The organism is Thermomonospora catenispora, from assembly GCF_006363815.1.
Lineage (GTDB): Bacteria > Actinomycetota > Actinomycetes > Streptosporangiales > Streptosporangiaceae > Thermomonospora > Thermomonospora catenispora.
The window spans coordinates 1-789 of record NZ_RRYT01000094.1; the positions used below are offsets into that span (position 1 = coordinate 1).

The following is a 789-nucleotide window of genomic DNA, read 5'->3' on the forward strand; positions in this document are numbered from 1 at the left end:
ATGGACTCCCCGGTGAGCCGCTCCCAGGCGTCGGCCAGATCGGCGTAGGTGAGCCGGTCGCGGTCCCGCGGCGGCGTCCCGGCCTCGTAGACCACGACCCGGGTGACGCCGTTCTCCAGGTCCATCGCCATGACCATGCTGCCGCCCGGCAGGTTCTCGCCGATGCGCCGCCGGCGGGTGTCGATGCCGGTGACGTCGGCGGTGAGGAAGCCGCGCCGGGCCGGCGAGCCGGGGAAGTCGATGCCGGCGAGCCTGCGGACGGTGCTCCGCCCGCCGTCGCAGCCCACCAGGTACGCGGCCTCGTCCTCGCCGGGGCCGCCCGGGCCGTCGAAGGTCACCGTGACCCTCTCGGAGGTCTGCCGGAACCCGGTCACCTCATGCCCGCGCAGGATGGGCACCCCCAGCTCGGTCACCCACTCCTCCAGCATCCGCTCGGTGCGGAACTGGGAGATCCCCCGATGGCCGCGGTGGTCCTCGGACAATATGTCCAGGTCGATCGGCACCCCGCCGAAGTGCCCGTCGGCGGGCTCGGTCTCGCCCAGCCTGCCGAGCAGCCCCCGCTGGTCGAAGCATTCGGCGGTGCGCTTGGTGAAGCTGGCGCCGCGCGACTCCCGCGCCGGGGCGGGCAGCTTCTCGTAGACCGCCACGTCCGCCCCGCCGAGCCGCAGCTCACCGGCCAGCATCAGGCCGACCGGGCCCGCGCCGACGACGATCACATCCCTGGTCATGAGCGCGCTCCCGTCCGATCGGCGGTCCGGGCGGTGCCGAACCAGGTCTGCAGGGCTTCGG

The 789-nt window shown here is 73.9% G+C and carries 1 protein-coding gene; it reads right to left on the bottom strand.

The window, feature by feature from the left end; genetic code table 11:
• The coding region (locus EIO00_RS23975; protein ID WP_175596327.1) for an FAD-dependent monooxygenase at positions 1 to 728 on the bottom strand (728 nt) is incomplete at its 3' end.
• Between the last annotated feature and the right edge of the window lie 61 nt (positions 729 to 789).